We start from the raw sequence: 24833 nt of genomic DNA, 5'->3' as shown, positions 1-24833 counted from the left end.
AAAGTGTAATTTCGACTATTTATAGTTAAATCTCAAATCATTATCAAACATCAACTCTTCCGAGAAAACCACATTAGAAAAGTTACATTCAAACTTTGAGAAGAATTATACTTTAAAAAGATAAAAAATAAAAAATCCTTTTATCAAGAATATTATTTCCCGTTCATCAATTTTTCCATGAATTCGACCTTTTCTATTTCCACCTGAACAAAACGTCAAACTCAACAACTTATTCAAAAGAATATTATCAAAGCAAAACTTCTTCTATTAATTTTCCTTTTTCGTCCCATTTTGTAAATGTGTTTTTTACCTGATCGCGAATAAAATCAACTTTTCCATTTTCGTAGTAAGCTTTATAAAAAATCTCTTCCTGATTTTTTACTTCTCTTTCATATTTTAGATTTTCATTGCCATAATAAGCAAAGGATTTCCCATTCGGAATTCCATTTATAAGATTCTCGAAGTGTGAAATTTTCCCATTGTTGAAATAACAAATGATTTTCCCGTTGTATCTTGCATTGTCTTTAAAAAGAATCTTTTTTTTATAAAGTCCGGAAAAAACCAAATCGCTATTTTCATTAAAATATTCTACGTAATATTCATCTTTTATTTTTTGTGTGTATTTTTCCATGAAGTTGCCATTAAAGTAATGATAGCTTTGGGATACGTTTTCTATGTATTTAAATTTTGGTTTTCCATTTAGCCAGTAATCTGTTGATTCTTTTGTGTCATTATCATACTCGTGTTCAATACTTCCGTTTTCTCTAAAACTGATGTTTTTTTCTATTTGCGTTCCATTACGATCATATTTACGAATCCATTTAGGTTTTCCATTTTCGTACCAATCAATAGCTTTATCATAAAATTGAGTACTATTTTTAATATTAGCAATAGATTTCTTTTTTCCAGATTCGTAAAAGCCAACCATGATATAATCTGATTTTGCTTTGTGAAAACGCAGGGTTTTTATTTTTTTTCTTTCATAAAGAATAGTGTCGACTACATTATAATTCTCTTTATTAATTTCTATTGCACTTAATTCATTTTCAATCATTGTTTTTTTTGCACAAAAAGAAAATAGAAATAGTAGTACTAAAAAAAGTTGGTGATTTTTCATTATTAATAGTGAAGTAATTATTTCTTTACTTGTGTTCTCGGTTAAAATAAAAATGGTAAAAATACTACAAAATGATTATATAAACAATAAATCTTTCTGATAAATAAGAAATAATCTAAAAAATAATAAAATATAAACGAAACCATCATCGGGTTAAAACCAAAAAAAAATGCGCAATTCTCATTGCGCATTTTATATAAAAATTCTCTATGAAGAATATTATTTCCCGTTCATTAATTTTTCCATGAATTCTACCTTTTCTCTTTCTACCTGAACCAAACGTTCATAAAGCTCAATAACTTTATCAAGAGGATTGAAAGTACATTGATTTGGATGATTAAATACTCCACTTCCAGCAGTACTATTATCATAAAAGTTATTGAAAAAACTAAAAACTGATTCTTCCGAAAAGTTTTCAATTGCTTCTACGGTAACTCCCAGAATTTTGGCAATTTCTAAAAGTCTTTTAAATTCAACTTCCTCGCTTCCTTCAATACTTGAAATAGTTTGTTGACTTATGCCAATAGCTTCTGCAAGTACTTCTTGTTTCATTCCGCGAAGCTCTCTGATTCGGCTAATATTTCTGCCAATATGTTTTGGTTTTGTTGCTGTGCTCATAATTCAAAGATATTTAAAATTCTTTTAAAAAATACTCATTGGTAAAAAACAGATTGATTTAGTAAAATATCATTTTTAATGTTTTTCGCTTGTGGTAAATATATGCTTTTTCTTACTTTAATTGCCAGGTTTCGTTTTTTGTCGACTTCTTGTAAAATGCTGCGATTTATTACAGCTTCAATTACGATTTTTACTACAAAATCAGGTATTTATACGCTATTTTTTAGCTGCAAATAATTCTAATTTTGAATCTTCAAACAATTGATATTCAATATTTATTTGCGTTTAGAAATGAAACGATGGAATAAAATTTTACCCCCAGCTGGCGCGAGCGTCTCGCTCGTGAACGCAATCAAATCAAGAATAGATTAATCCCTTATCTATTTATTAGATTATTGTTAGCTTTTATTTTTTTATTTGTATTGTGGAATTCTTTGTGTTCACGAGCGAGACGCTCGCGCTAGCTGGGTCTATCGATTTGTTTATTTTTTTTTCTTGCTTAATAGATTTATGATTATCCATTTTACAACTGATAAAGCCAATTAATAAAAGGATTAAAAATTTATATTTCATTTTTATAGTTTATGATTCATCATTGCTTTCCAATAATATCCTTTATTGTTCGGGTGTTCTTTATATGGTTTCCAAAATATATGTCTTCCTACAACTGTAGTTGCTTTATTAAGAGTTCTTCCTTTATTGTACTGGCCGGTGCCAACTGTTTCGTAATAATCTACATTTTTTAATCCTTTTGAATCAACTGAAATATCCCAAACACTGTTTTTCTTTTGTTCAAAATCAAAAATATTATATGAATCATTTGTCAAGGTATTTTTCTTTTCTTCAAACGGTATGGTCGCTAAAGCTTCTGCTTTTGATTTATCTTTATCATGACCTTTTCCATCTTTTCCTTCTAAATGTCTGTAAAGTCTTTGAATTGCTTTTTTCATGGATTAATTATCAAAATGTTTTCTTATTGAATCAATATATGTCCTATTGTATTTTGATAATTCAAAAGTTCTACTTTTAAATTTTATTGTTTTTTTATATTGATGTTCTCCCCAAGATTCTACACTTATACTATCTACATAAAAATCATTTTGCTTAAATGAAACATACGTTTTGGTATAAAAACCATTATTACCGTTATAATCTTTCGAAATGATAAAACCATCTTTTTTAACACTTATTTCTTCGTAATAGTTAGCCTCATTATTTTTTAATATGTTTCTGTAAATTTTATTTTTTTTACCTTTATTATCTATATCTGATACTATGAGAATTGGAAAATCATATTCAGCATTTTTAGGGTAACAATCATCTATATTTTTTTGATAAAATGGTTTTAAAACAGCAATCGTATCAATTATCTTGTCATTGCCAAAATTTAGGTTATAATGTTCATCTGTATAATAATTTGAAAAAATTATTCCATATTTATTTTTATAGCCTTTTACCTGATCTTGACATGTTTTAGTTATCGCCATATTTTTTGGCAGATAAATAGTATCTTTTGGTTGATCTTTTATAATTAAAATATTCTCTTTTTTAGTTTTATAATTACAAGAAATTAAAAATATAAGTAAAATTAATGTGAGTAAATAATGCTTCATTTTATTAAAAGTTTTCTGGTTTATGATCAGATATAAATATTGAAATTAATTTACTATCATAAAATGTGAAGCTAATATATCCTATACTTTTTTTGTTTATTATATAAGCAGATATAAAAGCAGCTCTTTCCAGCGCAATAACTGGTAATCCTGAAGCGTTTTCATATGAGTTTTTAAAGACTTTTTTAAATTGAGACAATTGCATGTTTTTAGATAATATAATTTTCTTGTTTTTATAATAAATTATTCCAGTGTTTTTAGATAATTCAAAGTTAAAATAATCTATAAAAGCCCTGTCGCTAGTTATTAATAATGAAACCTCATCATTAGAAAATGAATTGATGAGTTTTGAATGATAATGTAAAGGAATCTTTTCAGCAGTATTCGTTTTATTTGAATTTTTATTTAACTTTCCATAAATAGATTCTAAATCTTTGATTTTTTTATAATGAAAATACAATTCATGATTATCAATTTTAATATTTTTAAATAATATTGTATCGTATTTTTTATTTTGAGAAAATAGATTACTAACAATTAAAATCCCCCATATTATATAAATTTTTTTCATAATCATTTTAGTTCTTTATAGAAAATACTTGCTGCATGTGTTGCTAGTACTTCAAAACAAGGTGTATATTTAAGTTTGTCCTGTTTATTTACAACTTCATATTCCTCTTTATAAATTATTAGATTTTTTAAATTATCAAGTTTGTTTTGATAATCTTTTTGTAATGCTTCACTTGTTTTTGGATTGCTGATTTTATTTTCTAATCCTTTTTTCACACTATTATAAAACGTTGAAGCCAAATTTTCGGGATCAGTTATTCCTTTTCTTTTGCCATGCACTCTTTGTCTAAAATGATTTTCTTGCTTCCATTTTGCATCAGATCTTCCTGTCAATACATCCACGCCATCCCATGAATCTGCACCATTGCTATAATCCTTTCCGCCTATAAGTACATTAATAACGGCAGCAATTGCAGTTTGCATTACTGTACTATTTCTTTTTTCATTTTCTTTTTTTCTAAAAGATATTGCTCCGGCACTATCTTTTCCATAAGCTACATTCTTAGGATGTTTATAGTTGACATATGCTATTGCAAACAATTCTAATTTGACATCTATATTATACTCTAACGAACACTCTCCATATGCTATAGACGCCAAATTTATAAACTTTTCATGCGTTATATTTACCTCATTCTCTTTCAATAATTTGGTATTATTATAGGTCAAAGTTTCATTTCCGTTTTTATCTGTTTGTGTCGATTTCCCATCACAAACGTAAACGTCATTTACACTTCCTTCATAATCAGGCTCGTTTATTTTACCTTCAAATGTACCATCTTTATTATAAAAATGTCCGTTTACATTTATGATGCGATCAAAAAACTTTGGTAATGGAGCATCTTCGGGATCTCCGTAAACAAAACCATTTTCAGCATATTCATCAATAAAACCACCAGCATTGTAGATAATATCTCCATTAGAATAAATATTATGATTTCCACCGGTGGTTTTTGTTATTGTTCCTTTTACAATTCTTATCCTCATGATTTAATTTTGTCTGGTTCCTTCTCCGCTGTTATGTTGAATTATATTTTTTGAATGATTTTTTAAATCATTTTCACTGGATGTTACAACTCCATTTTGACCAATTTCATTTCTATCTTTCTCAGTATGCGAATGAAAGTTTCCATCTATTTGCTCATAAAAATCACCATCAACTTTTAAGCTATTACTCCCTGTAACACTTGTATTTAAACCTCCGCCAATGGTTGTAGTTTTATTTAGAATTGCCGTTTCAGCAATATGAGTTCCTGCATTATATGTAATCCCTTCTGAGGCGTTTACTATAAAATTTTTACAATTGAATGTGATGGTTTCAGTAGAAGTCATATTCATATTTTTATTCTCTTCATCAAGATGTAATTCATTTCCGCTTGGATCAGAAAGCCAGATACCTGTTTTTTCGACAAATTTTAATAATTGACCAAATCTAAATTTGAATCCCTTTATCATATTTTTAGGATCGAAGAATTCAGGTTTTGCTTTTCCGTTATAATGTGATCCTGAAACATAAGGACATTCGATATTTCCTCCTTCAAAATCAACCAGAACTTCATCACCAATTTCGGGTGTGTAATACGATCCTCTTGTTTCTCCTGCATATTGTTGTTTTACACGAATCCATTCACTTTCGGTATTTCCGCCTGCCCAATAAAATGCTACTTTTACACGTCCCAGTTTTTCCGAATCGTTATTGTCTTTTACTATCGCAGACTGAGTTTCTGCTTTTCTAAAGGTTTCTACATCTGTATAATGCGGAGCGGTAACATCGGCAGGAATCGCCTTAAACTCACAGGTATAATTACCGTGTACTTCTGAGTGATGAATAACTTCAATGGCAATAAGGTGATGTTCTACCGTTTGGTTTTCGATGCTAAAAACTTGTCCAACTCCAATGGGTAAATAAGAAGTTCCGCTATAATAAACACTATTGGCATCTTTTCCTGCGGTTTTCAATTTGACCATTTCTGAAATTTCATCGGCATTTTTTGCCTGATTGGTATAGGATGCAATATTTAAATTAGGCTGTGAAACAGATGCCTGCCTGTCCAGAACAACTCTTGAAAAACTATCGGCACTACCGGTATTGGTTGCAAGAGCAGATTTTCGCATTCCTGTTGCACTCGTATAATCATAACCGGCAAATGATGCTTTATGCGATACCAAATTGGTTTCTATGCAAAAATTATGTAATGATGATTTGTTGATTAATTTTACTTTACTGGTTTTGGTTTGTCCCAACTGAATACGCATTCCGTCAAAATAAAACCATTGCCCGTGTCTTGCCGAAAGGCGTTTTAAAAACTCAAAACTGGTTTCGTTATATTGTGTTTTATGTTCAAATATTTTAGTAAAAGTGGGTTCAATCGAGTCTCTTTGATAAAACTCACCCGCGGTTTCTTCAGCAAAAATATTTATCGCTATTTCCTTAAGACTGCGGTCTGAAAAAAATCTTGACTTTTTCAAATCATCTAATAAAATAGTGTGGCTTATTCCTGTAACATGCAATCCAAGAGGACTTCCGTCAACATCAACTGATTTTAACTTAGTGATTATACCTTTAGACATTAGTCGAATCCCTGACTGACTTTTAAAAGTAAAAATTACTTCTCTTCCTTCATATTTTCTAAGCGCAGCTGCCTGATCTGCGGGTTTAATCACGGGCGAGGCTGTATATTGCCATGTAAAAGAAAAATGATGATGATCCATCATTGACTGTGTTAATTTTAAATCATAGTACACAATATTTTGTGTAAACTCATCTATTGTAATATGTACCTGCTCTGCGAAATGTGACATAATTTTTATTTTAATAGTGGCTTATAATTTTAATCTAATGAAATCCAGTTGTTTGAGAATTTAGCATTGCCAAAGGTGAGTTCCTTTGCCACAATTTCCAGTGTAATTCTCATAGGTACAGCATTTGTACTTGTAAATTGTTCGCGGTAGTTGATACAAAAACCTTTTACAAATTTGAGTTCCTTCATTTTGCTCATGGCATCTCTTCTATAAAATACAATTTTGCCATCCTTAGTTAACGTGCTGTTCAGCATCCATGATAAAAAATCAGTACTTTGGGTTGCTTCAATTACGATATTAATAGTTCCTCCTTTTGGTTCGCCCATTGGTTTACCGGTAGAATCTTTTCCCTGAGTAAACTGAGTGTCGAAATCCAGGACATTAAATTCTTGTCCGTCAATATGTAATTTGGATAAAAAACTCATTTTATTTTCTTAATTGGTTAATTAGTAGATGTCTAGAATTTAGATTTCAAAAGATTAAATAGTTGTATGCAGAAACATACCTGAAACTAAATCGTTGTAGTAAATGTATTGAGAGGATATTTCCTAAATAGCTACTAAAAGTTTTAATAGTATTATAATAAGGTTTAATTTACGATCAGAATATGTATCAATTTGGGATTGTTTCTGGAAGAAGCTAATCTTTGTTTTTCTCAACTTCTAGTAAAATGCTTCTATATATCATAAAGTGAATTGAGATTTTTACTACAAAATCAGGTATTTATACGCTATTTTTTAGCTGCAAATAATTCTAATTTTGAATCTTCAAACAATTGATATTCAATATTTATTTGAGTTTAGAAATGAAACGATGGAATAAAATTTTACTGGTATTTTCTTTTTTATTCATTATCACATCTTCGTTTTCTCAAAACGAAAAATTAATTATTGGCAGAACAACCGGAAAGTTATTGATCAGGAAAAATCTGGAAATCAGAACATTTGGTTTTACTAATTCGCTTTCGGCACAAGTTACTTTTCCGGGATCAGATATTCAGGTTCAGCAAGGTGACAGCGTGAATATTGACTTCTGGAATATTTCGCAGGGAAATCCTGTTTCCTTGTTTTGCAAGGAAATTGAATTTGTACAGCGCAATAAGCAAAACGAAATAATGAAAACCAAAGAAGCCATTCATCATATGGAACATGGTTTTTATTCGTTTCAGGCAAAAAAAGCAGGAACCTATCTTTATTATAGTCCTGAAAATTATCCTTTTAATCTTCAGGCAGGAATGTTTGGCGTGATTATTATTCGCTCAAAACAAATTGATAGTGCGCCTCAATCTGTGGCTGAGGTATTATGGTGCAGCAACGAAATTGACACTAAATGGCACACAAACGCCATTATGGGAACAGAATATGATGTTGACAATAAACCGTTGATGCTGCCTGACTACACGCCCAATTACTTTTTGATTAATGGCAAAACAACAAACAATATCAAAGGGTTACAATCGCGGGATCACAAAAAAGAAGCCGTATTGCTCCGTTTGGTAAATTCAGGACTATACGTTCATGAAATACAGTTTCCAATGCCAATTAAACTGGAATTGATTTCAGGAAATGAAACTTCGGTACAAGCATTATCGCAGGGAAAAGTTAGGCTAAAATCCGGCGAATGTCTGGAATTAATGGCTTTTTTAGAAAACACAGCCGATAAGGAATTTATTGTTTATCATTTTATAAATCCTCTTTCAAACAAAATTAGTTACGAAGCCATTCTTCCGGTTTTCTATTAAATTAAAAACAAAAAACTATGAAAAAAAATCTACTCTCTTTCATTCTTCTTATTTCGTTTTCGTATGCATTTGCGCAAAGCAAACCCACATTTTCGGTGGTGGGAAACGCGATAAATAAGGAAAGTTTATTGAAAAATAAACGCCTTGATATTTCTAAAATCAAGGTCGAAAACATTTCGAACAAACCCATTTATCTGGTTTGGGAAACCGTATCAAATACGTTCCCAAAAGAGTGGGATTGTTCTATGTGCCAGCATGGAGCGTGCCAGATTGGAATTCCAAAGGGTTCGGCTTTTAATAAATTAAATGCAGATCAGCAGGGATTTATTGCCATTCATGTAATTCCGGCAAACAAACCGGGCAACGGCATTGTAAAGTTTAAAATCTATGATAAGGCAAATCCTGATTATGCTAAAATTTTAACCTTTGAAGTCGATGTGCTTTAAGGGAAATAAACAATAAATATTCACCCAAAAACAAACAAAATGAAAAAAATTACTAATCTGTTTATTATTTTGATTTCGCTCTATTCCTTTGGTCAGGATAACCCAAATGCGAAATATACGCGATATAATGTGACTACACCGCAGGGACATGCTAATCTTGACGCGATGAATGTTGCCTTTAAAAAAATGCGCGATATGGGTTGCGAGAACGGTCTTGGCTGGTATTATCAGGGCGCAATACATAATATTCCGGCAGAAATTAACGGTAAAAACGAGCTTTGTGCCAAGTATCAAACCACTAAAGATAAACTCTGGGCGTGGGAAGATTGTACGCACAAGAAAAATTCTGATGCTGCGTCACTAAATTTCCTTTTATGGCACAGAATGTACATTTGGTATCTGGAAAAAATCGTGAGGGAATTATCCGGAAAACAGGATTTTGCAATCCCATACTGGAATTACGGAAGCACAGACGAAGCGGATAATATTATGCCAAAAGAAGCACGTGATAAATCAGGTTCTCTATATGTTGCAGCGCGTTACAGTATTTTAAACGACGGAAAACCTATCCTTAAAGATCAGGTGAACCAGCTTCAATTATCATTAAACGAGTTAAAAACAAATCCTTCGTTTGCGGGATCTGCAGGTTTTAGTAAAAATCTGGAAATTGCGCCTCATGGTTTTATGCACGATTTAATAGGCGGAGAATATGCATCTCCGGCAGAAACGTATTATAATGAAATTTATCAGTTAAAGAATTTTTCAGGCTTGATGGCAAATGTTCCTTCGGCTGGATTTGATCCAATATTTTGGCTGCACCACAGTATGATTGACCGTATTTGGGAATCATGGGATGTTTCGGCTTACGGGCAACGTCCTACATTAGAGGAACTAAAAGCGAACCCGTGGACGTATGAGTTTATAACGCCAACCGGTGAACGCAAAACGTACACTATGGAGGAAGTCTATAAAATTGTTTTTAATTTAGATTATAAATATGATAATTTGCTTTACGGATCTAAAGCTCCGGTTTTGGCTGCTAACGAAGCAAAAGCAAAAAACGAAATCTCGTTTCAGGATTCAAAAGAAAAAATTATCTGGGAACAAAAAGTAGGCAAACCTTTAAGCGCAACGCCTTTTACTCACAAAGTGACAAGTACTTTGGCAAAAAACACGAACAAGGTTTTTACTGCTGAATTGAATTCTAAAATTGTCCTGAATCTGGATGTTGTGGTGTACAAAGAGCCAAAAGATTTTTATACGGTTTACCTTCGTTATCCCGGAAAACCAGATCAGTATGTGGGTGCAATGACGTTCTTTGGCGTGGCTCACGATCACGGAATCGACGTAAAACATGATACTGCCGAAGACGGAATTAAACTTAATTTTTCTTATTATATTTCTGATGATTTAGTAAACTCTGATAAGGATTTTGAAATCATCATCAAAAAAACCGGAAGCGGAGATGCTAAAGTTACACTGGAAAAAATTAGTGTTGCCAAAATCAACTAAGCAAATAAAAATATTTTTTAGAATAATCGCCCTGGATTTTCAGGGCGATTTTTATTTTACTCAAACCTGTTTGCTGACATTTTGCAGAATGATTTTGTGAAGTAAATCTTAATTTTTAAAACGTTATATTTGCATTATAAATCATGAAGAATGAGCTACAAAATATCATTTCAGGAAAGAGCCAGGTTAGGCATGGAAATTCTATCCAAACAATCTCCCGTTACCTTAGAAAAAGCAAGAGCCCAAGCGGAACGTTTGAGTCAGGCAAGCAAATCAAAAGAGAAGAAGCAACGTTAATAAAACAGTTTTGCGATAAGAATGGCTTTTGGATTACTCAGATTAATATCAATGCTTTTATTTCTTCTGGAGCTGAGCAAAAAGTTTATCTTCAAAATACACATAAAGTAATAAAGCTGAATGACAGTATTTATTACGAAAGTTGGGAAGACTATCTCAATAATTTATTACTAAACAACTACTATTTCCCTGATACTGCATATCAATTGATTGGTTTTTTTGAACAAAATGAAACAATCTATGCGGTAGTAGAACAAATGTTTGTAAAATCTGATAGTGATACAGAGTTAGAAAACGTAAAAGTTTTTTTAACCTCAAACGGTTTTGTGAACACTAGAAATAATGATTATTTTAATCCGGAATTAGGGATTATACTTGAAGATTTGCACGATGAAAATGTTTTGACTGTTCAGGGAGCTTTATTTTTTATCGATACCGTTTTCTATCTTACAGAAGACTTTTATAAACTTTAAATCATTCCATACTTTAATTCAATTATTATGTGAATTAAATGAAAAGCAATAACCTAAAAAAATCAGTATAAATCCGCGTTTTCGCAAAGCGAATCCATATAATCCGCGTCTAAATAAACACATTGATATTTTTTATATAATAATAAAATCGCCCCAATATCAAGGCGATTTTTATATTTTATAGAAACAAAATTCGATTAAGAAACAGTCATTTTTACTGCCAGAATATGTTTGCAGATTCCTCTTTTTCCCTGATAAGCCGTAAACCAGTCACAAGTACATCTTTGTGAATTATTGTCGATAATCACTTTGTGTAAAACGCCCGAACCTTTTACTTTGGCCTCAATATAATTAGCTCTTTTTTCAACGATTTCGATATCTTCATTATCGATTAGTTTTTTGGCATTTTTAAGTCTTGGATTTAGTGATAAAATACGTTCTGTTTTAAAAGGAAGACGACGATAAAAATGCGATTTTTCACTTAAATCATAACCCAGTAATCCCATTGAAGATAAATTCGAAGTCAGATTATCCATGGTACCAAAATCAATATCATTTTCGATAGACAGCATTGTTGGGTCAAAAGTTTCATTCGATTTCAATAAACTGTTTAAGCCGTAAACCCATTCTATTGGTAAGTTTTCGGTCATGGTTTCCAGTACATTTCCTTCGCCGGAAAATCCGCGGTACGAATCAGGAGAAAACGCCATTAAAAGCTGCATTTTTCCAAATTCGGCAACAATAGCACACGTTTGTTTGTCTGACGATTCGTAGATGAAAATTTTATCTACAATGGCAAGAATTCCTTCTAACAATCGTAAACGCTGAACGCCGCCAATTCTGACACTATCGGCTGTAGCCAAAGTAGAAAACATAAATTTTCCGGCTCTTTTAGTAATGAAAAAATCACCTTTTACAGTTCCTTTTGGTAAACTCTGAAACAACTGGATCGTCTGAATTTTATTCAGTTCAAATTTTATATCCATATCCGCCAGATACAATTGAACGCTCGTTAAACCTTTGATCCATCGCATGGGCAAAGTCACTTTTTTCTCGGTCACTTTTGCTTTGCTGGTGATTACCTGAACATCCTGCTGACCCACTGCAAGCGTTACTTTTTCGTTTTTCTGAATCGCATTTAAAGCATTCAGCATTGGATCATTAAAGTCGACATTTGTAGTTCCGTTCGCAATAAATTCACCGTCAATTGCTTCCGGTTTCATATCTAATCGCACATAAACGCCATTGCAGGACGAAAAACCTTCAAAACGCAACTTCTCAGATCCCGCCGAAACGATAGGATCGCGCAAACTTGGCGGAACGGGTCCAAAACTGGAGCGAACGACTTTTGCAATCGTGCTCCAGCATTTTGCGGTAACATACGGATCTGTTAAGCTTCCCCAGAAAAAACACGGAATATTGTTGACTTCCTCAATTTCTGTCTGATGCGCTAAAACCAGATTATTGATGCCTTTTGATTTACTGTAAGTCGAAATTCCTTTATAATTATATTCGAGATCTGTCATTTTTTTTATTTTAAAATTTGCTTAATCAATGATTTAAGCGATGCATTATCTTTCCATTGCTCAAAGAAAACGGCTGCTTTGTCTGATGGTTTGCCATTTGTTTTGGTTAAAATATCAAGATAGTTTTCTACTATTTTCTTGAAGCTTGTGGGCAGTTTTTCTTTTAAATCCAGATTTTCAAAAAACGAATTTAGCAATTGTAATAAAGCACTATTGTGCAAAGGCGAAACATCTTTAATAGCAATTAATGCATCTGCCATTCTTAAAAATACGCCATATTTTTCTGAAGTTAAAAAACTTAATTTCTCGGCAAATAAAACCAAATCAATAGATTGTTTCTCTATTAAATGCATTAAAACTTCTGATGCCATTAATCGTAAATCTTTCTTTTCCTGAAAAAAGCAACACGCATATAAAAGCAAACTAATATCAGATAATTGAAATTCAGGTCGGTTTATGACTTCCAGAAACGCTTTCAAATCCGGTTTTGCTCCATCTCCGGTGGCGCAATTTTGCAATAATGTCAACGCCAGCGCATCTGAATTTTGTGGTGTAAGGCTGTGCCAGAAATACGTATTTCCTGCTGAGTTAATCAGATAATCCCAACTATTAGGCCGCTGATAAATATCAAGACTATATAATAAGTAATTGGGAATTTTAGAATAATTAGGCAAATCAAATCTCATTTCATACCAGGACGGAGTTCGTTCTTTTTCTTTGGTTTGATAATTGGTCCACTCGTTCCATTTTTCTTTAAATTTCACATCGGGTTTAAAAGGAGTAACCACAAACGGAATCTCTTTTAAATACGTGTTTTCAAATTCAGTAAAAGTATCATTTGGGTAAAAAGTTCTTGCCGCAACCGCCCAAAGAGATAAGTTTCCGGTTTCTTTAGTTGTTTTTCCCATTGTTGCCAATAGTTTCGAAAACAGAGAAGTATCATCTAATGCAACCTTATCGTTTACGCCCAGACAAAAAGATAATAATTGTTTTAATTCTCCTTCGATTTTATCCAATAACGGAATAGCTTCTGCTACATTTTCTCTTGGCATACGCGCGATTGCAATAGCCAAATCAACCGAATCGATTTCTTCATTGGTAGTTTGATACGCAATAACTCTTTCTAATAAAACCTTTGGTGCAACCCAATACGGCTTATGACTGGGAAAAGAAAGTAATGGCAAAACAGAATTAGTTTCCATCTTTTGCTGTACTTTTTCCAGCAAAGGCTGCATTAATTGTACGGTATTAATTTTTGAATAATGACCCGCCTTATTCGTGAATTTATTATCGTAATTAGTGATTTTATTTTGTAAAAATGCTTTCACGAAACTTTTGTGAACACTTTCAAAATAATGTTTCTGCAATTGTTTTTCATAAGGCTGTAATTGCACGCCATAATCTGACGGAAATAAATCCTTTTGAGCAATATAAATATTCAATAAAATTTCAGCATCTAATGTTTCATCTGAATTGATGAAATTACCAAACTGAAATACAACATCATTCCAGTCCTTTGGCAACTGAACTTCGTCTGTAAGCAATAATTCTTTTTGAGGTTCGAATGTATATTCTTCATGAGCATCATCATCGACAGTCAGAGCATCTTCGTCTAAAAACTGCGTTAATCCTGATTTGATATTTCCCTGCATTAAAGTTACGTACGACGATAATTTTTCCTTTAAAACTTTATCTTTTACGTTGGCAATTTTCAGGATAATTTTGGTAGCGCGTTCCTGCAAAGCAAGATCAGCAATTACATAAACATCAGCAATTATAGCTGCAATTGTTGCGCTTAATTTAGGGTTTGATTTGGTCAGCTTTTCTAAAACCGGCAATACATTTTTAATTCCTGCTTTACAATCGCTGCGCATCATTAAAGGTTCCAGCCATTCCAGAAATGATTTGGTTTTGAATTTGGGATGCTCGTAAATTTTCTTGATCAGTTCAATTCCGTAAGTCGTTATTGGCGGATACGGATGGTGTAAATACGAGAATATAGTTTCCTGGTGAACAACAAGTTCATCTGCCGTGACATTAAATTCTTCGATTCTTTTTCTAAAAAACGATTTTAGGTTGTTGTTCCATTCTTTGGTTTGAATCAGGAGTGCATTTTCGATAAAAAACGCGCGTTCCATCTTTTTTTCTTCTAATAATGATTTATAAACAACCGCCCAAGTCTGGAATTCGTCGTGTTGTTGCGAATCATTATCCCTAAAAAAACTATTATGAAGAATCGTTTCATAATTAAACAATTCCGGAATATCCCTTTGCCAGGTTAGTTTATCGCTTAATGCATTATTAATAAATTTTCTGGTCTTTATTTTGGCACGCCACTCATTAGTTGCGGCGAGCGACAAAGCGTATAATTCAGGATTAAAAGGTAACAATTCGTGTTCTTCGAGTTTGCGCAGCGTGTGATAATTAAATCCTACCCAATCTTGTCTTTTTACTTTGTCTAAAATAAAAGTGTCTAGCCAGTTGGGTTTTGCCCACAATAAAACATCCAGAACCTGAGATTTTTCGTCTATTTCGTTCAATAAAGTTAGAGCTTCATCCCAAGAATTTATTTCGGTTTTATCAAATAATGCGATAGCACTTAATGTAATAATATCGCTTTGCTTTTTATCGCCGCGGGTTCCCCAGCCGTAATCGTGTTTGTCTTTTTTTACATAACCCGGATCTTTTGTAAGATCAGTATAGGTCATAAAGTAACGTTTACTTTTCTTGATCAGCTTTTTTAAAGTCTCAATATTTCCTTTTGATTTTTCTTTAAGAAAAGGCAATAGTAAATTGATATTTTTAGATTTTACGATAGCGTCATATTCTTCCAGAACTTCATCAGATTTAGTGCTTTTGGCTGTTTTTGGTTTTGAATCTACAGTAACATCACCGGTTTCTGAATATCCTTTTTTTACTTTATCGGCAAGTATTTTTTCGGCTGTTTTGAGGCATTCTTCAGGTGTTAAAAATGATTTGGTCTGAGTGGTTCCAGAAGTTCCGTTTTTTCCGTAAGTCACAGTATATTCTAGTCCTGTAACTTCAATTTGCCAAAACTTATCTGAATTTCCATCTATGTATTTGAGGTATTTTTTCATGCTGTTGTAGGAAGTGTTGATCAAAAATGAAAGGTTTGTATATTCTCAAAAATATAAAATTTATAAGGGATAGCAGGTTTTTTTAAGTGAAAATTTTGGTTAAAATTGTTCGCTGTATTATAAATATTTAAGAATTAATTATTTGCAAATGTTAAAATATATTAAAAAACTATTATATTTGTTCTATAATATGGAAACGAAAAACATACATATCAACCTGTCCGCAATGCAATATAGCGATCGTTTAGAGGTATTTATACCTGCTAAAGGATATGGATGTGATATGTATTTAAAAAATTGAAATGTAAATTGTAATTACAAACTCAACATAAATATATAAAGCGTCCTCAACAGGGCGCTTTTTTTGTTTCATACCTTTTTGCAAGTACTTTTTTAGAATATTCAGAATTGGAAATGTGAGAAAAAAGATTAAAAAATAAACCATGACTAAAAATAATTAACAAAATAAATAACCAAATGTTTAATGATTAAACTCAATAGCGAAATATAATCTTGAAAAGTAATCTGGTCAATAACAGTTATTTGATACAATCAAGAATCTGCATGATAATGCGGACAGGAATTTCTATGATTTGTTTTTAATTTCAACTATTTGATTATCAATAAAATATGTTAAAAAATGATTTGGATAATTGATTTTTTTGACTTTATATTTGCATAAGAAAACCTGTTAAAACGGATTTGTCAACAACAAAGATTTCACTATATAATACAATACAAAAGATGATTTTTAATAAATATATATATAACGTACAACTGTTAAGCTCGGGTTTTAAACTGGGATGTTTAACAATGCAGGTGCATGAATGGCAGTAGGATAGTTATATCGTATTGAATCTCATGAAGCACCTTTAATCGGGTGCTTTTTTTATGCCCTTAAAAAAAGGGGCAGAGGCTTAAAGTTGCAAAGGTGCAAAGGTTTTTTCTAATAAGAAAATTAAAAACATGGCGGTTTTGCGTTTTTACCTGAGATTAAAAAGACAAAGTGAATAGACAAAATAAATAAGCTTACTGCATTTGCAGCAAATTTAAAAAAGACATAAAATGAAAAAGATAAGCACATTATTTGCTAAAAACCCAAACAATTTAGCAAGAGTAATAAACAAGATAAATGCTGAAAATGCATGGGTAATCACGGGTGAAGCAATTGCGACCAGAAAGTTTGACGGTACGGCTGTTGCCATTATTGATGGCGAATTGTTTAAGAGATTTGATGCTAAAAAAGGCAGGTCAATTCCGGAAAATGCCATCCCATGTCAGGAAGCTGATGCAATAACGGGACATCACCCGCACTGGGTAAAATGTGATCGTTCAAAATCATCGGATACATTTTTCTTTGAAGGTTTTGAAGGTTTAAAAGCAAAAACAGACGGAACATACGAATTATGCGGACCTAAAGTACAGGGGAATCCTGAGAAATTAGAAAGGCATTTTTTAATTAGGCACGGTAGCGAAGTACTGGATTTTGTAAGCTTTGAATTTGACGATCTGGAAAAGTTTTTATCTGAAAATGACATTGAAGGAATTGTATTTCACCATATCTCTGATACCAGAATGTGTAAATTAAGGAAGTCAGATTTTGGAATTAAACGACTGGAATTAGAAGTGGTATAAAAAAGATAAAACAATTTTGTATCGCGCAAAATAACTGCGCAATGGCGTTTGAACATTTGAATGTAGTACTTTATCAATTAAAGGAACATTCGTGAAGTAAAAAAGAGAAATCAAAAGCAATAACTGCTAACGATTTAATTAAGAAAATAAAATTTAAGAATGAATCAAAAAATATTTTTTATGTCAGACCAATGTTTTGGTCTTATAAATATAATTAGGTTTAGTGAGTGTTTGTTTGGAGTAGTACAAAAAACAGATGCGGAGCTCATTAAACGATGGAATGAAAAGGTAAATTCAAGGGATATTGTATGTAAACGATTCCCGGAAATACTTCTCTTTCCTGAGATTCCCAAGAATTTCTAAAAAAGAAATATCATGCGTAATAATACACTAAAAGAATATAAAAAAGCGATCCAGAATAAATATGAGATAGAGAAAGAACAACAATACTTTGATTATTTATATAGTCCGTCTCGTGGAAAACTACGTGATTTCTGTTGGTTAATTTTCGAAAATAACCCAACTCAGGATGACCTGAATGTTTTTAGAAATTTATTCTCTATAGATTTTGATCATACAAAAAAGAATAAGTTTAAGGAGCAAAAAGATAAGTTCAGACCTATCGAAACCTTCTTTAAGGGCGAAACAGATCCATCGAATATCGATGCAATCAATATGGCAGCGATTATGGTAGATTTTCAACCGCGTCCTTTTAAAAAGTTTAATGAAAAGTACAGAATTGATGAGGCTAAACAGTTTGATGTTACTGATAAGCCTAAAACAGTTGCTGCAATAGAAAAAGAGACCACTGCAAAACAGAGTTTTGTGGACAATAAAAATGGAGCGTCAATAAGACCTCCTAAAAAAGAAAATCTTTTCCTGAAATTTTGCAGCTACCTTTTCTAGGGAAACAGGTCAAAAAACAGGGTCAATTGAAACAGTATTCCTGAACTGAAACCTCTATTAAAATAGAGAAATTTAAAATTAATATAAAACACGGGAAGTTTTATCTAACAAACACAGATGTCTGTAAAGCAAGTTAACAAGCTATAATTCTATGTGTTGATATAACAAACCAATAATAAAAACAAAAATGAAAACCACAGATAAAATTATTATTATCGATTTAGAAGCCACATGTTGGCAAAGTACAATTCCTGAAGGTCAGGAAAATGAAATTATTGAAATTGGTATAGCCGTTTTAGATTCAAAAACCGGAGAAATTACTCAAAATCAAGGGATATTAATAAAGGCCCAGCGATCGGTTGTAAGTCCGTTTTGTACAGAATTAACCACGATTACACAGGATTTACTGGATAAAAACAGAATTTCTTTTGAGGAAGCTATTGAAAAATTGGTCAGCGAATATCAGCCTGATTTACATACGTGGGTAAGTTACGGTCAATACGATATCAATATGATCAAAATACAATGTAAATCATTTGGAATTGCCTACCCAATGGGCGATCAGCATATCAATGTTAAAACGCTTGTTGCGGAGAAATTGAATTTGCAAAAACCAACCGGAATGAACGGTGCTTTGCATTTATTGGATATTCCGCTGGAAGGAACGCATCACCGTGGTATTGACGATGCAAAAAACATCGCCAAAATCCTGAATTGGTGTTTGCAGAATTAAAAACGGCTGTCTTAAAAAAGGCAGCCGTTTTCGTGGGTTATATTATTTTGATTTAATTGTGATCGTATATTTTAAGATAAAGATCTTTATAAATTTCTTTAATAATTTTACGTTTCAGTTTCAAAGTAGGAGTAAGCTGTCCGCCATTAATAGACCAGACATCCGGAGTTAACTCAAAACGTTTGATTTTTTCCCAGTGACCAAATTTCTCATTGATTCCTTCTACTTCTTCGTCAATACGTTTGATAACATCAGGGTTTTCGCTGATTTCTTTGTCAGTGCTTCCTAAAGTTATTTTGTGAATTTTTGCCCATTCTTTTACAAATTCAAAATTAGGCTGGATAAAAGCTGCCGGCATTTTTTCGCCTTCACCAATTACCATGATCTGCTCAATAAAACGAGATTGTTTCATTGCATTTTCAATCAATTGAGGTGCAATATATTTCCCTCCGGAAGTCTTAAACATTTCCTTTTTACGGTCTGTAATTTTAAGGAAGCCTTCACTGTCAATTTCACCAATATCTCCCGTATGAAAATATCCGTCCTGTAAAGCTTCGGCAGTTTTTTCAGGATCCTTAAAATAACCCATCATTACATTAGGTCCTTTGCAAAGAATTTCGCCGTCTTGTGCAATTTTAACTTCTACATTTTGAATCACTTTTCCAACAGTTCCAATCTTGAAACCTTTGTTTCTTTGATCGTTAACCGCAATTACCGGAGATGTCTCGGATAATCCGTAACCTTCCATAACAGGAAGTTCGGCAGCAGCAAAAACTCTTGTTAAGCGAGGTTGTAAAGCGGCACTACCGGAAACCAGTAATTCTAAATTTCCTCCTAAACCTTCTTTCCATTTACTGAAAATAAGTTTTCTTGCAATCTTTAATTGAAACTCATACCAGAAACCATTTGCTCCGTATGGTTCATATTTTAAACCTAAATCAATAGCCCAGAAAAATAGTTTTTTCTTAATGCCGGTTAATTCAGCTCCTTTTGCGTAAATTTTATCGTAAACTTTTTCTAAAAGTCTTGGTACAGCCGTAATAACCGTTGGTCGGACTTCTTTTAAATTATCACTGATTTTCTCAATTGATTCTCCAAAATAAACCGACACACCATAATATTGATAAATGTATAAAATCATTCTTTCAAAAATATGGCAAATAGGCAAGAAGCTCAAAGCAGTACTTTTTCCTGCATCAAACGGAATTCTTGGCGCGCTGTCTAAAACATTCGACACGATATTTTTGTGCGATAACATAACACCTTTAGGTTTTCCTGTAGTTCCTGACGTGTATATTATAGTAGCTAAATCATCTTCGTTAATGCTGTCTTTTTTAGCTTCAACTTCGGACTGATTACTTTCATCAGATCCTAAAGTCAATAATTCTGACCAATGTTTAGCACCTGAAATCTCATCAAAAGTATACACTTCTTTCAAGCTTGGTACATTTGCTTTAATCGCATTTACCTTTTGAAGTACTTCATCATCAGAAACAAAACAGTAAATACTACCGCTGTGGTTTAATATATATTCGTAATCTTCTTCTGAAATTGTTGGATAAATAGGCACGTTCTGTGCACCGGTTTGCAAAATACCAATATCCATGATATTCCATTCTGTACGATTGCTTGAAGTGATTAAAGCGATTTTATCATCTTTCTGAACGCCCATTCGTAATAATGCCCTTGAAACAGCATTAGCTTTTTCAATATATTCCTGGCTAGAAGTTTTTTCCCAGACTCCATTTTTTTTAGTTGCTAAGGCAACCTGAAGGTTATAAGTTTCTTGTTGATAATAAGGAAAATCAAAAAGGCGTGTGATTGAAACCATGTTTAATATATTGAATTTTACTGCAAATTAAATAAAAATAAGGTATAATTCTTAATTTTATTAAAATTTATGGGAAAAATTATAGGTACTATTGAAATTTTACGAAAACGTTTTCTTATTTGTAGCAAATGCTCTAAAAAACCAAGAAAAATTTATTTTGATTTAGGTCTCTTTAAGATTATTGCACATTGTAATCAACATATTCTCTTACTCTTTCGCCCATTAAAAACATTTTTTTCTTGGCAAAATGTATTGAAAATTGAGAATAATTCCACTTATCGCTATCGTTTGTTCTGTACCAGAATGTATAAGTAGCACTATTGAATCCTTCCTTGAAAATTGGAATTCCTTCATCCGTACATTCAATTCCCCAGTTGATCTTTGTTTTAGTTAAATCATCAGCCTGAATCACTCCTGTTCCATCAGGATTAAGTATTGTACTTGGGACTTTTTGTCCCGTTGGGATATAAGTCCCGGAAGCAGGATAACCAATAGTTGTAGTAATAAAATGATCGCGGCCATTGTAGGCAATTTGGTCCACCTGAACTTGTGAATGAGATTGTGTCGCAACTAAAAATAACGTGATAAGTAATACATGTAAAGATTTCATTCTATAGTAGGATTTAGTGTTTTTTTGAATTACAAAAAAAAATCCAGTGGCAAGATTTTTTTGCGAATATAGTTCAAATTTCATTAGAAAAATGAATCCCAATTACAAGAATGAATTTTTTTATTATATAAAAATATTACTCCGTAGAAAACTGATTTTCTAATAATTTTTCTTTAAAATCAGATTTAAAAGTATACGCAAAAGTAACCATCAATGCACGCGTATCAGATTTTGAAGTTCGGTTATTACTAAAAAGCAACGTATTGTTTTTATAACCGCTTTCCAGCGTGTTGAACATATCAGTAATAACCAATCCCAGACGCGCATTTCCTTTGCCTATTTTTTGCTGAAAACCCATATCAACATTATAAACAGGAATTCTTTTTCCTTGCGAAGTTGCCAACGCCGAATTATAATTACCAATGATTTGTAATTTTGAGCCTTTCCAGGGAATAAAATTATTAATGATTTTTCCGTACCAGCTTAAAGCTTTATTCACCACATCCTGCGCTAAATTAGAAGCATTTATATTTTGCTGAAAAGTAGTGACACTGATATTTGCATCGTAAAAGGCAACTGGTTTTAAACTAAAAATAGTTTCTAAACCATAAGTAATTGTGGTAGCAATATTTCGGGGTTGCAGGAAAATAACACCATTGTCTTGTAATTCGCCATATTGTTTAATAGTATTGGTCGCATTTCTATAAAAAGCATTGGTTGAAAACGAGTATTTTGACCACTCCTTATTATAACTTATTTCGCCAATATGAATAATTTCTGGTTTCAAATATGGGTTTCCACCATGCGGATTCAGCGCATCAGTAATATCTACAAATGGGTTCAACTCGTCTAAATCCGGACGATTAATACGTTTGTTATACCCAATTTTAACAAATTCATCAGATCCTAAATTTAATTGTAAAGATGCTGCTGGAAAAAGTTTATAATAATCATTACTAAAGCGGTCACTATTATTTTTTGTTGCTCCATTGTTCGAAACATTTTCTGCACGTAAACCCAGATTATATTTCCACTTTGGGTTTTCGTTATCGCCAACAAAAGAATTCAGCATACCGTAAACAGCATTTATTTGTTCATTAAAGCGAAATGAATTACTGGATAAGGAATTAATTACATATTCTCCGTTATTCCTTTCGGCACTTTCAAAATCTGAATTAAAAAAGCGAAATGTTCCTTTGTAACCCGTTTCCAGAATAGATTTTTGCGAAACCGGAATCGCATAATTTACAAGAGTATTTGATATATTTTCGTGTTCGTAATTGTGCGTTCTTTGTAAAAAAGCATCACCAATTTGCGCATTATACTGATCGTAGTTATAAGTATCAATATTGGTGTTTTCCCTGTGTTTATTAAAAGAAGAAGTAATACTCGCGGTCAGGCTTTTTCGATCATCAGCAAATTTCCTGTCATAAGTAAAAGCCAGTTCACCAACTTTTGATCGTTCTAATTCAAGAGAATGCCGGATATTATCAGAAAAAAACTGATTCATATGTGTGTTCACCTGCGTATGCAAAGTCTCGTCATTATCCTGATTTTCCAGATTTCCTAAAGCTTCAAATGAAAAGCTGTTGCTCTCGTTTGGCGAAAAATCAATATTAAATTTTAGATTCTGTAAACCTTCCGTTCTTTCGTCATTTCTATTTTGATTGATAAAATGTTCATCATCAATGAAATTATTAATTCTTTCGCCTTTTATTTTTTTAGTCCTTCCCGCAAAACGATTGTCATATCCCAAACCAAAATTCCACTTTTCTGATTTTTGATTTATAAGCACAGAACTGTTCCATCTGCCTTTTGCACCAAAACCACTTCCTAAAACTACAGCACCATTTATACCGCTTTGGTTATTTTTTTTAAGCTTAATATTGATAATTCCGCTTTCGGCGTTTGCATCATACTTGGCAGTAGGATTGCTAATAACCTCAATACTTTCAATACTGCTTGCGGCAATCTGATCCATATTAGTTATCGCAGAATTTTTTCCGTTAATCAAAATCATAGGCGATTTTCCGCGTAATGTTATTCCTCCGTCAGCATCAACAGTAACTGTTGGAATACTTTTTAGCATATCTGTAGCAGTTCCACCGGATTGTGAAATATTCGAAACGGCATTAAAAACAAAACCTTCGGCTGTTTTTTGTATTTGTTTCTTTTGAGAATTCACCACAACAGCATTCAGTAAATTAGTGTCGTTTTGTAAAGTAATGTTTCGAATAAATATTGGAGAATCAGCAACTTTGATTTTTTGAGTAAAAGTTTTGAAACCTATTAACTTGAATTGTAACTCATAATCTCCCGAAAGTACATTATCAAGAGAAAAATTTCCCAACGCATCTGTCACGGCATAATTGGCCACTTTTGTAGAGTCGTTTGTGTTTTTTAAAATAACGTCAACAAATTCCAAAGGAAGTTTCCCGTCAGAAATTGTGCCTTGTACGGATGAGGATTTTTGACCAAAAGAAAATTGACTTATAGTAAATAAGAAAATCAATAGAGATAAGTTTTGTTTCCATTTTTTCATAAAACAAAGATATTTATCCCAATAAATACCCTTGCTTAAACTGCCTTAAGATAGTATTAAATTATTCTTAGATAGTATTAAAGAATACGATGTAAGATGCTTTTTGACCTATTTAGAGCTGTGCATTTTAATAACTGAAATGTCTTTTTTGAAGTATTTATCTATGTTTCTATTTGTTAGAAATTTACTATTTTGAGCTTCACTAAAAAAGGGTATTTTTCCCCTGATAAAAACAGGCAAAAGCAGAAGTAATTCCATTTAAGGACAAAGTAGTTTTGTAATGAATTAATTGCGTAAGCCGAAAAGCAAATGAGTAGGCATTATTTTAAAATTTATATTATGGAAACTGCTTTTTTTGTAATGATGGGATTATGTGGCACAAAATATCCGGGTTGGAGACCCTGGAAAAATCCACATCCGCATCCAGATCCTGAGCCTTGGTGGGTTTATACTGTTTTAGGCTTGTCAATAATTGCCGGAATTGCCGGAGGAACATTGTTTAGAAATGCAATAATGGAGAATCAATTTTTTGCAGGTCAAAATGCCATTGCTTCCGGATTAGCAGCATTTGCTTCTTCAGGAATTGTTACGGGACTTGCTTCCTTAGCTAAAAGGTAGAAGAAATATTTTTCGCCACGAATCGCACGAATTAATTTAGCTTTTTTGAAATCGCAAAAAATTAACACAAAGCAATTAGTGGGAATTTGTGCAATTTGTGGCAAAAAAAACAGAACATATAGTTTACACTCATTTTTTTTCAGCC

General features: G+C 32.3%; 21 protein-coding genes. 8 read left to right on the top strand and 13 right to left on the bottom strand.

Annotated features, from left to right (window positions below; translation table 11 throughout):
* Positions 1-247 precede the first annotated feature (247 nt).
* From ACHRVX_RS14795 to tssD, 8 genes are all read right to left on the bottom strand, one after another.
* Positions 248-1054, bottom strand: a complete 807-nt coding sequence (locus ACHRVX_RS14795; protein ID WP_395333522.1) for a hypothetical protein — start codon at positions 1052-1054, stop codon at positions 248-250.
* A gap of 282 nt (positions 1055-1336) precedes the next feature.
* Entirely contained in the window at positions 1337-1735 is a 399-nt protein-coding gene (locus ACHRVX_RS14790) for a helix-turn-helix domain-containing protein (RefSeq protein WP_395333520.1), read from the bottom strand.
* Between the two features lie 575 nt (positions 1736-2310).
* A complete protein-coding gene (locus ACHRVX_RS14785; protein ID WP_395333518.1) occupies positions 2311-2685 on the bottom strand; it encodes a hypothetical protein in 375 nt (124 codons plus the stop codon).
* A gap of 3 nt (positions 2686-2688) precedes the next feature.
* Positions 2689-3348, bottom strand: coding sequence for a hypothetical protein (locus tag ACHRVX_RS14780; RefSeq protein ID WP_395333517.1), 660 nt, complete (start codon positions 3346-3348; stop codon positions 2689-2691).
* Between the two features lie 4 nt (positions 3349-3352).
* Positions 3353-3919, bottom strand: a complete 567-nt coding sequence (locus ACHRVX_RS14775; protein ID WP_395333515.1) for a hypothetical protein — start codon at positions 3917-3919, stop codon at positions 3353-3355.
* A 2-nt stretch (positions 3920-3921) separates the two neighbouring features.
* Entirely contained in the window at positions 3922-4905 is a 984-nt protein-coding gene (locus ACHRVX_RS14770) for a hypothetical protein (protein WP_395333513.1), read from the bottom strand.
* 3 nt (positions 4906-4908) lie between these two features.
* Positions 4909-6720, bottom strand: coding sequence for a type VI secretion system Vgr family protein (locus ACHRVX_RS14765; RefSeq protein ID WP_395333511.1), 1812 nt, complete (start codon positions 6718-6720; stop codon positions 4909-4911).
* 29 nt (positions 6721-6749) lie between these two features.
* The gene (gene tssD / locus ACHRVX_RS14760; protein ID WP_395333509.1) at positions 6750-7145 is read right to left on the bottom strand and encodes a type VI secretion system tube protein TssD; all 396 of its coding nucleotides are present in this window, start codon (positions 7143-7145) and stop codon (positions 6750-6752) included.
* A 380-nt stretch (positions 7146-7525) separates the two neighbouring features.
* Here tssD and ACHRVX_RS14755 point away from each other — a divergent pair, with 380 nt between their 5' ends.
* The 4 genes from ACHRVX_RS14755 to ACHRVX_RS14740 all read left to right on the top strand — a co-directional run bounded on the left by ACHRVX_RS14755 (position 7526) and on the right by ACHRVX_RS14740 (position 11189).
* Positions 7526-8461, top strand: coding sequence for a multicopper oxidase domain-containing protein (locus ACHRVX_RS14755; RefSeq protein WP_395333507.1), 936 nt, complete (start codon positions 7526-7528; stop codon positions 8459-8461).
* Between the two features lie 17 nt (positions 8462-8478).
* The gene (locus ACHRVX_RS14750) at positions 8479-8907 is read left to right on the top strand and encodes a hypothetical protein (protein ID WP_395333505.1); all 429 of its coding nucleotides are present in this window, start codon (positions 8479-8481) and stop codon (positions 8905-8907) included.
* 39 nt (positions 8908-8946) lie between these two features.
* The gene (locus tag ACHRVX_RS14745; RefSeq protein WP_395333503.1) at positions 8947-10419 is read left to right on the top strand and encodes a tyrosinase family protein; all 1473 of its coding nucleotides are present in this window, start codon (positions 8947-8949) and stop codon (positions 10417-10419) included.
* 143 nt (positions 10420-10562) lie between these two features.
* Positions 10563-11189 carry a hypothetical protein gene (locus tag ACHRVX_RS14740; protein WP_395333501.1) on the top strand — a complete coding sequence of 209 codons (627 nt, stop codon included), beginning with the start codon at positions 10563-10565 and terminating at the stop codon, positions 11187-11189.
* 197 nt (positions 11190-11386) lie between these two features.
* Here the strand turns inward: ACHRVX_RS14740 and ACHRVX_RS14735 are convergent, their stop codons facing one another.
* Together ACHRVX_RS14735 and ACHRVX_RS14730 are read right to left on the bottom strand one after the other, a co-directional pair.
* Positions 11387-12715 carry an SWIM zinc finger family protein gene (locus ACHRVX_RS14735; RefSeq protein ID WP_395333499.1) on the bottom strand — a complete coding sequence of 443 codons (1329 nt, stop codon included), beginning with the start codon at positions 12713-12715 and terminating at the stop codon, positions 11387-11389.
* Positions 12716-12720: 5 nt separating this feature from the next.
* Complete coding sequence (locus tag ACHRVX_RS14730) at positions 12721-15813, bottom strand: DUF6493 family protein (RefSeq protein ID WP_395333498.1); 3093 nt, start codon at positions 15811-15813, stop codon at positions 12721-12723.
* A 1065-nt stretch (positions 15814-16878) separates the two neighbouring features.
* Here ACHRVX_RS14730 and ACHRVX_RS14725 point away from each other — a divergent pair.
* The 3 genes from ACHRVX_RS14725 (at position 16879) to ACHRVX_RS14715 (ending at position 19087) form a co-directional block, all read left to right on the top strand.
* Positions 16879-17448 (top strand): hypothetical protein, encoded by a 570-nt coding sequence (locus tag ACHRVX_RS14725; RefSeq protein WP_395333496.1) that lies wholly within the window; start codon positions 16879-16881, stop codon positions 17446-17448.
* Positions 17449-17823: 375 nt separating this feature from the next.
* Positions 17824-18354, top strand: a complete 531-nt coding sequence (locus tag ACHRVX_RS14720; protein ID WP_395333494.1) for a hypothetical protein — start codon at positions 17824-17826, stop codon at positions 18352-18354.
* A 187-nt stretch (positions 18355-18541) separates the two neighbouring features.
* Positions 18542-19087, top strand: coding sequence for an exonuclease domain-containing protein (locus ACHRVX_RS14715; protein ID WP_395333492.1), 546 nt, complete (start codon positions 18542-18544; stop codon positions 19085-19087).
* 52 nt (positions 19088-19139) lie between these two features.
* Here the strand turns inward: ACHRVX_RS14715 and ACHRVX_RS14710 are convergent, their stop codons facing one another.
* The 3 genes from ACHRVX_RS14710 to ACHRVX_RS14700 form a co-directional block, all read right to left on the bottom strand.
* A complete protein-coding gene (locus tag ACHRVX_RS14710) occupies positions 19140-20918 on the bottom strand; it encodes an AMP-dependent synthetase/ligase (protein ID WP_395333490.1) in 1779 nt (592 codons plus the stop codon).
* A gap of 178 nt (positions 20919-21096) precedes the next feature.
* The gene (locus ACHRVX_RS14705) at positions 21097-21528 is read right to left on the bottom strand and encodes a hypothetical protein (protein WP_395333488.1); all 432 of its coding nucleotides are present in this window, start codon (positions 21526-21528) and stop codon (positions 21097-21099) included.
* Between the two features lie 136 nt (positions 21529-21664).
* Positions 21665-24070: a TonB-dependent receptor domain-containing protein gene (locus tag ACHRVX_RS14700; protein ID WP_395333486.1), complete on the bottom strand. Its 2406-nt coding sequence runs from the start codon at positions 24068-24070 to the stop codon at positions 21665-21667.
* Positions 24071-24409: 339 nt separating this feature from the next.
* On the opposite strand from ACHRVX_RS14700, the gene ACHRVX_RS14695 reads away from it, so the two are divergent.
* Entirely contained in the window at positions 24410-24688 is a 279-nt protein-coding gene (locus ACHRVX_RS14695) for a hypothetical protein (protein ID WP_395333484.1), read from the top strand.
* Positions 24689-24833: the final 145 nt, after the last annotated feature.

The organism is Flavobacterium sp. FlaQc-47 (assembly GCF_044006475.1).
Taxonomy (GTDB): Bacteria; Bacteroidota; Bacteroidia; order Flavobacteriales; family Flavobacteriaceae; genus Flavobacterium.
This window is presented reverse-complemented; position numbering and strand designations above follow the sequence as displayed.

Bases quoted from the DNA above. Each gene is read 5' to 3' on its own strand.
- ACHRVX_RS14740 (WP_395333501.1), top strand. From the start codon at position 10,563: ATGAAGAATGAGCTACAAAATATCATTTCAGGAAAGAGCCAGGTTAGG.
- ACHRVX_RS14700 (WP_395333486.1), bottom strand. From the start codon at position 24,070: ATGAAAAAATGGAAACAAAACTTATCTCTATTGATTTTCTTATTTACT.
- ACHRVX_RS14705 (WP_395333488.1), bottom strand. From the start codon at position 21,528: ATGAAATCTTTACATGTATTACTTATCACGTTATTTTTAGTTGCGACA.
- ACHRVX_RS14790 (WP_395333520.1), bottom strand. From the start codon at position 1,735: ATGAGCACAGCAACAAAACCAAAACATATTGGCAGAAATATTAGCCGA.
- ACHRVX_RS14730 (WP_395333498.1), bottom strand. From the start codon at position 15,813: ATGAAAAAATACCTCAAATACATAGATGGAAATTCAGATAAGTTTTGG.
- ACHRVX_RS14725 (WP_395333496.1), top strand. From the start codon at position 16,879: ATGAAAAAGATAAGCACATTATTTGCTAAAAACCCAAACAATTTAGCA.
- tssD (WP_395333509.1), bottom strand. From the start codon at position 7,145: ATGAGTTTTTTATCCAAATTACATATTGACGGACAAGAATTTAATGTC.
- ACHRVX_RS14775 (WP_395333515.1), bottom strand. From the start codon at position 3,919: ATGAAAAAAATTTATATAATATGGGGGATTTTAATTGTTAGTAATCTA.
- ACHRVX_RS14750 (WP_395333505.1), top strand. From the start codon at position 8,479: ATGAAAAAAAATCTACTCTCTTTCATTCTTCTTATTTCGTTTTCGTAT.
- ACHRVX_RS14770 (WP_395333513.1), bottom strand. From the start codon at position 4,905: ATGAGGATAAGAATTGTAAAAGGAACAATAACAAAAACCACCGGTGGA.
- ACHRVX_RS14795 (WP_395333522.1), bottom strand. From the start codon at position 1,054: ATGATTGAAAATGAATTAAGTGCAATAGAAATTAATAAAGAGAATTAT.
- ACHRVX_RS14780 (WP_395333517.1), bottom strand. From the start codon at position 3,348: ATGAAGCATTATTTACTCACATTAATTTTACTTATATTTTTAATTTCT.
- ACHRVX_RS14765 (WP_395333511.1), bottom strand. From the start codon at position 6,720: ATGTCACATTTCGCAGAGCAGGTACATATTACAATAGATGAGTTTACA.
- ACHRVX_RS14755 (WP_395333507.1), top strand. From the start codon at position 7,526: ATGAAACGATGGAATAAAATTTTACTGGTATTTTCTTTTTTATTCATT.
- ACHRVX_RS14720 (WP_395333494.1), top strand. From the start codon at position 17,824: ATGCGTAATAATACACTAAAAGAATATAAAAAAGCGATCCAGAATAAA.
- ACHRVX_RS14710 (WP_395333490.1), bottom strand. From the start codon at position 20,918: ATGGTTTCAATCACACGCCTTTTTGATTTTCCTTATTATCAACAAGAA.
- ACHRVX_RS14785 (WP_395333518.1), bottom strand. From the start codon at position 2,685: ATGAAAAAAGCAATTCAAAGACTTTACAGACATTTAGAAGGAAAAGAT.
- ACHRVX_RS14715 (WP_395333492.1), top strand. From the start codon at position 18,542: ATGAAAACCACAGATAAAATTATTATTATCGATTTAGAAGCCACATGT.
- ACHRVX_RS14745 (WP_395333503.1), top strand. From the start codon at position 8,947: ATGAAAAAAATTACTAATCTGTTTATTATTTTGATTTCGCTCTATTCC.
- ACHRVX_RS14695 (WP_395333484.1), top strand. From the start codon at position 24,410: ATGGAAACTGCTTTTTTTGTAATGATGGGATTATGTGGCACAAAATAT.
- ACHRVX_RS14735 (WP_395333499.1), bottom strand. From the start codon at position 12,715: ATGACAGATCTCGAATATAATTATAAAGGAATTTCGACTTACAGTAAA.